Source organism: Acetobacter sp. DmW_043, assembly GCF_002153485.1.
Taxonomy (GTDB): domain Bacteria; phylum Pseudomonadota; class Alphaproteobacteria; order Acetobacterales; family Acetobacteraceae; genus Acetobacter; species Acetobacter thailandicus.
Genome location: NZ_JOMN01000032.1, coordinates 23,744 through 32,037, shown reverse-complemented (window position 1 = coordinate 32,037; position 8,294 = coordinate 23,744). Strand labels below are relative to the sequence as shown.

The 8,294-nt window shown below is 50.9% G+C and carries 7 protein-coding genes; 6 read left to right on the top strand and 1 reads right to left on the bottom strand.

Annotation, left to right across the window (positions count from 1 at the left end):
• The coding region (locus HK11_RS12355; RefSeq protein ID WP_158092811.1) for a hypothetical protein at positions 1 to 715 on the top strand (715 nt) is incomplete at its 5' end.
• A gap of 215 nt (positions 716 to 930) precedes the next feature.
• Here HK11_RS12355 and HK11_RS09475 read toward each other — a convergent pair.
• Positions 931 to 1,818, bottom strand: a complete 888-nt coding sequence (locus HK11_RS09475) for an arginase family protein (RefSeq protein WP_086555107.1) — start codon at positions 1,816 to 1,818, stop codon at positions 931 to 933.
• A 353-nt stretch (positions 1,819 to 2,171) separates the two neighbouring features.
• Between HK11_RS09475 and HK11_RS09470 the strand changes: the two genes are divergently transcribed.
• The 5 genes from HK11_RS09470 to HK11_RS09450 all read left to right on the top strand — a co-directional run bounded on the left by HK11_RS09470 (position 2,172) and on the right by HK11_RS09450 (position 8,259).
• On the top strand, positions 2,172 to 4,355 hold the full coding sequence (locus HK11_RS09470) for a beta-N-acetylhexosaminidase (RefSeq protein ID WP_086555106.1): 2,184 nt from the start codon (positions 2,172 to 2,174) through the stop codon (positions 4,353 to 4,355).
• A 266-nt stretch (positions 4,356 to 4,621) separates the two neighbouring features.
• A complete protein-coding gene (gene lgt / locus HK11_RS09465) occupies positions 4,622 to 5,476 on the top strand; it encodes a prolipoprotein diacylglyceryl transferase (RefSeq protein WP_086555105.1) in 855 nt (284 codons plus the stop codon).
• The gene (locus HK11_RS09460) at positions 5,451 to 6,518 is read left to right on the top strand and encodes a class I SAM-dependent methyltransferase (protein ID WP_086555104.1); all 1,068 of its coding nucleotides are present in this window, start codon (positions 5,451 to 5,453) and stop codon (positions 6,516 to 6,518) included. Before lgt ends, HK11_RS09460 begins: the two co-directional genes overlap by 26 nt.
• Positions 6,515 to 7,318, top strand: coding sequence for a peptidoglycan editing factor PgeF (gene pgeF / locus HK11_RS09455; protein WP_086555103.1), 804 nt, complete (start codon positions 6,515 to 6,517; stop codon positions 7,316 to 7,318). The genes HK11_RS09460 and pgeF overlap by 4 nt, the downstream gene beginning before the upstream one ends.
• Complete coding sequence (locus tag HK11_RS09450; RefSeq protein ID WP_086555102.1) at positions 7,318 to 8,259, top strand: hypothetical protein; 942 nt, start codon at positions 7,318 to 7,320, stop codon at positions 8,257 to 8,259. The genes pgeF and HK11_RS09450 overlap by 1 nt, the downstream gene beginning before the upstream one ends.
• Positions 8,260 to 8,294: the final 35 nt, after the last annotated feature.

Below are 8,294 nucleotides of genomic sequence, written 5' to 3'. Positions count from 1 at the left end.
CGCCAAAAGCCTGAAATCACGAACCAAGCGCATCAACCAACGGTTCTTCGAACCCTCCACCTTCCTGCTCGATCTGTGGCACGATAAACCAGCCAGTAATAACGACCCATACGGGCGTATGGTCTATTTCCTGCTCTGGCTGCGCCAGGAGGTTCAGGCACGGCGCATACCAATACCACTTGACCGCTCTTACCTTGGCACTCTCAAATATCTTGCCGGATCAGGAGATGTGCGTGATTCTGATGATGTCAGCCGGGCTATGGGAGAGATGATTCAGATTTTGCTGGGACGCGGGCTGATCAAGCCGCGTCATTACCCGCTACTGGTCTCTCTGATGGATGATTTTATCACTGCTGTAGAGAAAAACCGGCCAGGTCTGGCAGAAACTGATGCATTCTTCAGAGAGTATTGTCAGAGGCGTGATGACATTGTTGCTGGTATCCTCAAACCGCCTATTGAACCCACAAAAGAGCAAAACCTTTTTGACTTTGCCAGCGCAAAATCTCTGGCGCCGGTATTACCAGGAGAAACAGAACATAATTATGAGCTGAGTGTACAAATGGACCGCACGACCTATCCACTTATGGGGTATCGTCCTTTTCAGGCCCGTAAACCTCCCATGCCAGCCCCTGTACCTGGCCTTGAGCGCATGGCGCCGGATTTTACAGCTCTGCGTGACCAGGAGAGGAGGAAGGCCGCCGGAGAAGATAAGTAACGCCTTAATAAAAAGGGTTTATTATAATTCCCTTTATCGAGAGTATGTTCTCAACTGGCAGCCATGAAGAAAACAGAAATGCATTTTGAAACGACAATAAAAAATTAAATCTCATGGCTGTATCTTATAAATACAGCGTATAAATTCTCTCCTCCCGAGAAAAACCTCTCACATTAAAAAATAAACCTAAATAAAATAGCTGGAGATCTTGGTTATTATAATTTTGTGCGACCAATTAAAGGAAGACGTGCGAGCATATTTTTTAGCGCCAGAGCATCCCACGGCATATGTTCAGCAATACCCAAACCAACCACATCAGCTATTTCTGATATATCATTCAGTAGTTGTATCACCTGCGCCATTGATACTTCCCCCTGCGCGATACCCTTAAAGGTATCAGGCGGCACATTGGGCTGAGCAAAAAGCACAGAATGAAAAAAACGTGGATTGAAAACATCGAGATCTAAATGAATAGCTAAATACTTTGCTCCTGTTGATCTGAACCAGTCCAGAACAGGTTTACTTCCCTTTTGCGCCAGCTCTTCAGGCCCTGCATTTTTCAGGCCCAGACGTTTAATTTCACCGGCCTCCCACTCAGTCGGGTCATGTAGTCCGGCAAATAAAACATTCTCTGGCTTAACAGGGTAAGCCACAGCTTGTGTGAAATCTGCATCCCCCAGCCCCAGCAAATTTCCAAGAACCATGGCGTGGGCATGATTAAAGTGTTCTGGTGTCATAATGTCCGGGTGTGTATCAACCCACAGTACGGCCAGTTCATCCTTGTAACGCTCACTAAGATAAGCAAACGGGGCAAGATCTACCAGGCAATCCCCTCCCAGAACGACCAGACGATCAGGGTTGTGCTTATCAATCAGACCGCGTGCAGTATGAAGCTGCTCAAGTAATACCTGGCGCCCTACTATTCCATTTTCTTCAGATAAAGGTTTCTCCGTCGGTGCCTTAACAGGTACTTCTTCAACCGGTCCATTTGTGACTGGTGCAAGCCAGCTTAGAAGCTGAGCACCAAAAAAATAAGGAGGGTTATTACCACCCTGCCATTGAGGAAAAAGAAGACGGAGTGTTTTATCTGAGGAGAGAGTCATGGATTTCTTTTTCTACGTAGACGTTAGATACAGATACACATTTAAACTTTTACAACTCAGCAGCTATTATAACCCACTTAATCTGACAGCGCTTTAATAACAGAGTAAAAAATTCGCTCTCCAGGCGGGTATCAGCCCTTTGTCTAACCTGCTCAGACATTATAAGCCCTGAGCAAACATATCCACCGTCTTCAGACCCTCGTCCGACGAAACAGGGTGCCCCCTCTCCAGGTCACTGTGACACTTGGTTACCTCCGTGCTATTTTTTGTGTAACATAGGCACAGAGCACACAGGGGTTGGGTCATAGCACCCGATACATCTGACACACTTCTTACTGGCGGAGAGTAACCCGTTGAAACTGCGTTTACGTCAGCTTTATATGATCGCACCCTGTGTCAGCATAATATTGTGCGCTCAGCCGCAAAGAGGCTTTGCCGCCGACACCCCTGCCCCTCCGGTCGTTCTGCCTCACCCCACGACATTACAAATCACACAAACGCAGCCCATTGCTCTGCCACAGCATATTCAGCTTATATGGCACGGGCAAAAAACACCTGTGCTGACAGCCGCAGTTGCACGCTTTCATACACGACTTGAAATGCTCTCCGGCACCAAAATTTCATTCTCAGGGGCGGCTCAAAAAACACATAACTTTGCTCTTGTTATCTCATGCCCGGAGAAAGGAGATTTCTTCCCTTCCCTCGGCATGAACGAAGCTTATTCCCTCAAAGTCAGCCCGGCCAGAGCTGAAATTTCAGCACAAAGCGCCGCTGGCATTCTGCATGGCCTCACCTCACTGCTCCAGCTGGTCAGCCAGACCTCAGCCGGGCCAGTGCTGCAACCGGCAACCATGACAGATGCTCCGCGCTTCAGGTGGCGTGGCCTGATGCTCGATGTCAGCCGTCATTTTATGAGCCTGTCCACCATCAAACGGCAGATTGATGCCATGGAAATGGTTAAGCTCAACGTGCTGCACCTTCATTTATCAGATGGCCAGGGTTTCCGTGTCGAAAGTAAGCTTTTCCCGCGCCTGCAAAGCATATCCTCACACGGACAATATTATACACAGGACGAGGTCCGCGTCCTTATCCACTACGCTGCCGAGCGTGGCATTCGTATCGTTCCGGAATTTGATACACCCGGCCACAGCTTTGCTCTGCTTGAAGCTTATCCGCTTTATGCCGCTCAGGCCCCGCTCAACATGACTGACCGGGCAGAACGGAACCGGGCAGCCCTCGACCCGACAAAACCTGAAACATACGAATTCATTTCAAAGCTTTATGGCGAAATGGCAACCCTTTTCCCCGATGCCTACTTCCACATTGGCGGGGATGAAGTTGTCGCAAAACAATGGACTGAATCGCCCGCAATTTCAGCCTATATAAAACAACACAAGCTAAATGGCCCGGCAGAACTCCAGGCAGAATTCACCACCAAAGCTGTCGATATGCTGAGTAAAGACCACAAGACAGCGATCGGATGGGACGAAATTACAGCAGCATCTATCCCGCAACGCACTGTTGTTGAAATCTGGCGTGGCGCAGCGCACACTGCAGAAGCGACGGCAGACGGCCACCCTGTTATTCTTTCAGAGCGTTATTATCTCGACCGCCTCCTGCCTTCTGCTCAGCATTATCAGGATGACCCTCTGGCCTCACCTCAGAACACTTCTGAGGCAGAAGCCGCGGCTCGTACCAGTGGTCCAGGAGGTACAATCACAACGCAAAGTAAGCCGACAGATACCCAGCCTCTTTCAGAAGCCCAGAAGAAACTCGTGCTCGGGGGTGAAGCGGCTTTATGGACTGAAATTGTCTCTGAAGACATGCTGGATGCCCGCCTGTGGCCACGACTTGCAGCAATTGCTGAACGTTTCTGGTCGCAGCCTGAAAACTGCCAGCCGGATACCCTGTCTGCCCGTTTAGGTGTGACCCAGAACAGGCTGGAAACTCTTGGCATTCAAAGCGATGAAAGCACTGAAAAACGCATTACTCAGCTTGCACCAGGAAAGGAAAAAAGCGTCAGGGTACTCCTTAGCGTCACCAGCCCGGTGAGAAATTATGCTCACAACCACGAATTTCTGCAAATTCGCCATAAACAGACAGCAACCGAACAGCAACTAAATACCCTTGCCGATATTGCCAGCCCTGACTCGCCGCAGGCAGAAAGCTTTAACAAGCGGGCAGCAGCGTTCATGGATGGGCAGATAGAACTCAGAGACTCACTGATTACTGATCTGCAGCTCTGGTCGGGTAATAATGCCCGGTTTATAAAGGCCGCAGCCCGCTATCCGGCTTTGAAAGACGGACTTCAGGCCTCAGCACTCCTCCATGACCTTGCAATGGCAGGGCTGGCAGCCCTGGGTGACAAGCGCACACTTCACTGGCGTAACAAAGGATGTGCTGCTGTTCAAACCGCAAAGGAACAGATTGCAGCATCAGAAAATATAAAAATCGTTTCAAAAACCCAGCAGCCTGAAGGAGATCTTCTTCAGGATATTACACCGGGAGTAGAATCTCTCATGAGATGCTCAGAGTGAGATTTGCTAAGAATTACATGAATAAATTATAAAAATTAGTCTCCTGGAGAGCGTGTTACTGCGCTTTATACTCGCACCACGCTGACCACCTCCTCCGGTGACCATTTCACAGACTTTCGTCTTCCGCCGTAACTATACAAACATAACTATACAAAATCTCTCATCATGCTTGAAGATAGAGAAAGCCGGTATATACAGGACTATCTTATAACCAATAACTTTTCCCTCTGCTTTTTTCTTCTGGCTTTAACCGGATATACTCCCGCATGCTGCCTGTTATTCTTTTCCCTCAGATTGACCCGGTACTGGTAAATATTGGACCGTTTCCCATTCGCTGGTACGCTCTTTCTTACATAGTCGGTTTACTCCTTGCTCTGTTTCTTGTTCGCAGGCTTGTTCCTCTTACGCCACGGGCCTCATCAGTCGAACAGGTTGATGACTTTTTTGGCTGGGGCGCACTTGGTGTCGTACTGGGGGGGCGTCTCGGTTATATCCTGTTTTATCAGTCAGGATATTATTTAAGCCATCCGCTCTCTATCTTCGAGGTCTGGCATGGTGGCATGTCATTTCATGGCGGTGTTGTGGGTGTTATTCTGGCCATGTTTTTTTATGCCAGACAGCAAAAAATTAACTTTTTTGCCTTTTCTGACAGAATAACCGTTGCCATTCCTATCGGGCTGGGTCTGGGGCGTATCGCCAACTTTATTAATGGGGAGCTCTGGGGGCGCGAAGCCTCGACATCAGTACCCTGGGCAATGATTTTCCCCGGCGGCGGCGATGTCCCTCGTCACCCCTCTCAGCTCTACGAAGCTCTGACCGAAGGCCTGCTGCTCTTTCTGGTCATGTATACAGCATCACGCAGCCACAAAATCAGAGAACATGCCGGCATGCTTGGCGGCCTCTTTCTGACAGGTTATGGTGTTGCCCGCAGCTTTTGCGAATTTTTTCGCGAACCTGATTCTTTTCTTGGTTTTTTACCTGGAGGAATCACAATGGGGCAGGTTCTGTGTGTACCAATGATCATTATCGGTATCACTCTGATGGCCCGTGCCTGGTTTGCTCCACCTTATGCCGGTTTGCCTGATACCCGTGATAATGCCCAAGACACCGCTAAAAACTGACCCTCTCAAAAATCTTTCAGCTCTGCCTCCCGGGGCTGAAAGGCTTGATGTTTTTATGGCCCGTGCCAACGCCCATTATTACGCGACGCATCCTCTTTTATCAGATTTTGTAACCTCCCCTGAAATCTCTCAGATTTTTGGGGAGCTTCTTGGCGCCTGGGCTGTGGCAGTCTGGTATAATATGGGACGCCCCTCACCCATTATTCTGGCAGAAGCAGGACCCGGCCGGGGTACATTAATGGCAGACGCCCTGCGCCTGATAACCCGCGTAGCCCCTGACATGGCACGTGCAGCTGACGTCCGTCTGATAGAAACATCTCCTCTTATGCGTGCCGCACAGGCAGATGCCTTGCGACCTTACACCAGCCCCACATGGCATGACAGCCTGACAGAACTGCCTGAGCAGCCTTTTATTCTGCTGGCTAACGAGTTTCTTGATGCTTTGCCTGTACGGCAGTTTGTACATACACCGGCACAAGGCTGGCACGAGCATTACGTCACCGGTGAGAACTTTATCTCTGTCAGCTGCCCCCCTCCCCAACTACCGGATAAACGTACCTTTGAAGACAGCACGGTCGTCGAACTCTGCGAGCCTGCATTAGATATTGCCCGGCTTCTCGGCCTGCGTATGACCCGTCATGCCGGGGCTGCCTTATTTATTGATTACGGGCATTTTTCACAGCTAACCGGAGATTCTCTTCAGGCGCTGCGCCACGCCCGGCCGGCGCATCCACTCAAAGCAGCGGGAGAGGCTGACCTGACAACCCATGTTGACTTTCTTGCCTTCGCTACTGCGGCACGGCAGTCAGGGGCGCAAACATGGGGGGCCGTAACACAAGGTACTTTTTTGCGCACACTGGGGCTGATGGAACGCACTGAACAGCTGGCCGCTCATGCCAGCCCGGCCGATGCGCAGAACTTACACCACGCTACAGCACGACTGGCAGCCCCTGAAAAAATGGGGCATCTTTTCAAAGTTCTTGCTCTCACCTCTGTGGGCATGAGTCCCCCTCCTGGTTTTACGAAAGGACCGGCTGCATGACATCTGCCGCCTCACTGCCTCAGCAGGCACTTTCACCTCTCACCAGCACGCTCCTTAAACAGGCCCGTCACGGTTTTTTCACCCGTGAAGGAGGTGTTTCAACCGGACCTTATGCCAGCCTGAACTGCTCTGTACGCTCTGAAGATACCCCCGCACACCTGCGTGAAAACAGACGCCGCATTGCTGACTGGATCAAAGTGCCTGAAAACGGGCTGACAAGCCTGTCTCAGGTACACGGAAAACGGGTTATCACTGTCACTGAACCACTCCCCTCCGGCCAGCTGGAAGAAGCTGATGCCATGGTAACACGCAATCCGGCTATTGCACTGGGCACTATTACCGCTGACTGCGCACCGGTATTATTTGCTTCTGCTGACGGGCAGCTTGTCGGAGCGGCTCATGCAGGCTGGCGCGGCGCTCTGGCTGGCGTGATCGAAGCTACTCTTGACGTCATGGAGCACGAAGGAGCGCCTGTTGCCGGAATTCATGCTACCGTCGGCCCCTGCATCGCCCAGAGCAGCTACGAAACCGGTGAAGACATGCATTCTGAGATAACAAAGAGCGACCCTGACGCCGCACGCTTTTTTATACCAGGGAAACGAACCGGCCATTATCAGTTCGACTTAGGCGGATGGTGCCTTTTCAGACTTAAAAGAGCAGGTGTACAACATGCTTCTCTGCTCGGCGTTGATACATTTTCTAATGAAAAACAATTTTTCAGCCATCGTCGCCGCACGCTGACTGGCAATGGCCCGCTGGGGCATCAGCTTTCTGTTATCTCACCAGGAGCGCGCGCATAATGCTCTTCACTTTACGTCAGACAACTCTTCTCCCTTTGTCTGCCCTTCTGATGCTCGGTGGCTGTATGCATGTACCCCGCCCTTTTTCAGACCCAGGTGCAAAGGCACGACAGCTTGCAGCTAACGCGCCGCCCTCGCGTCTTGATGTACCTCAGCCAGAACACACAGATCTTTCTCCGGCTAACTCAGCACTGCTATCGCAGGATATCGCTGAAGCGCTCCTTCAGCAGACTATCCCTGCAATTGCACAGCCTGCCAGAAAAGGGGACTGGTGGCTTAAGGTCACGACTGAGCAGCGTAACGATATGATTGTGCCGCTCTACACTGTCATGACACCGCAAAACACCGTGCGGGCAACACAGGAAGGCGTGCCCATTCCTGAAGAAATGTGGAACGAAGCCACCCCTGAACTTTTAAAGCAGGTTGCCAGCGACGCTGCTCCGCGCGTTTCTGCTGTGCTAAGCGGTATCCAGGCAGACCAGATGAATAAAGACCCCAACAGCCTGAAACACAGACCCGCACGCGTTTATTTCTCTGGTGTGAAGGGTGCTCCGGGGGATGGCAACATCTCACTGGCACGGGCTTTTGTAACCTATTTTCACAACACCCCTGATGTCCTGCAAAACAACCCCGCTGATGTTGACTTCACCGTAAACTGCCATGTTACCCTGACCAATGCTCCTGCCGGCACCACCAGCCACCCACAGCAGCACATTGAAATTGTCTGGCAGGTTTTAGATAAGAATGGCAAAGAAGCCGGAGCAGCAACGCAGCTGCACGACATTGATGCCCACTCTCTTGATAATTACTGGGGTGATGTTGCCAGCGCTGCAGCACAGGAAGCTGCTGCAGCTGTAGATCAGATTCTTAGCCGCTATTCAGGACGTGATGACGCCCCTCTTCCCGACCCGGCCTCAAAGAAAAAATCTTCAGATAAATAAGTAGCAGCCATCTCCCCTTCTGCGCAAAATTTCCG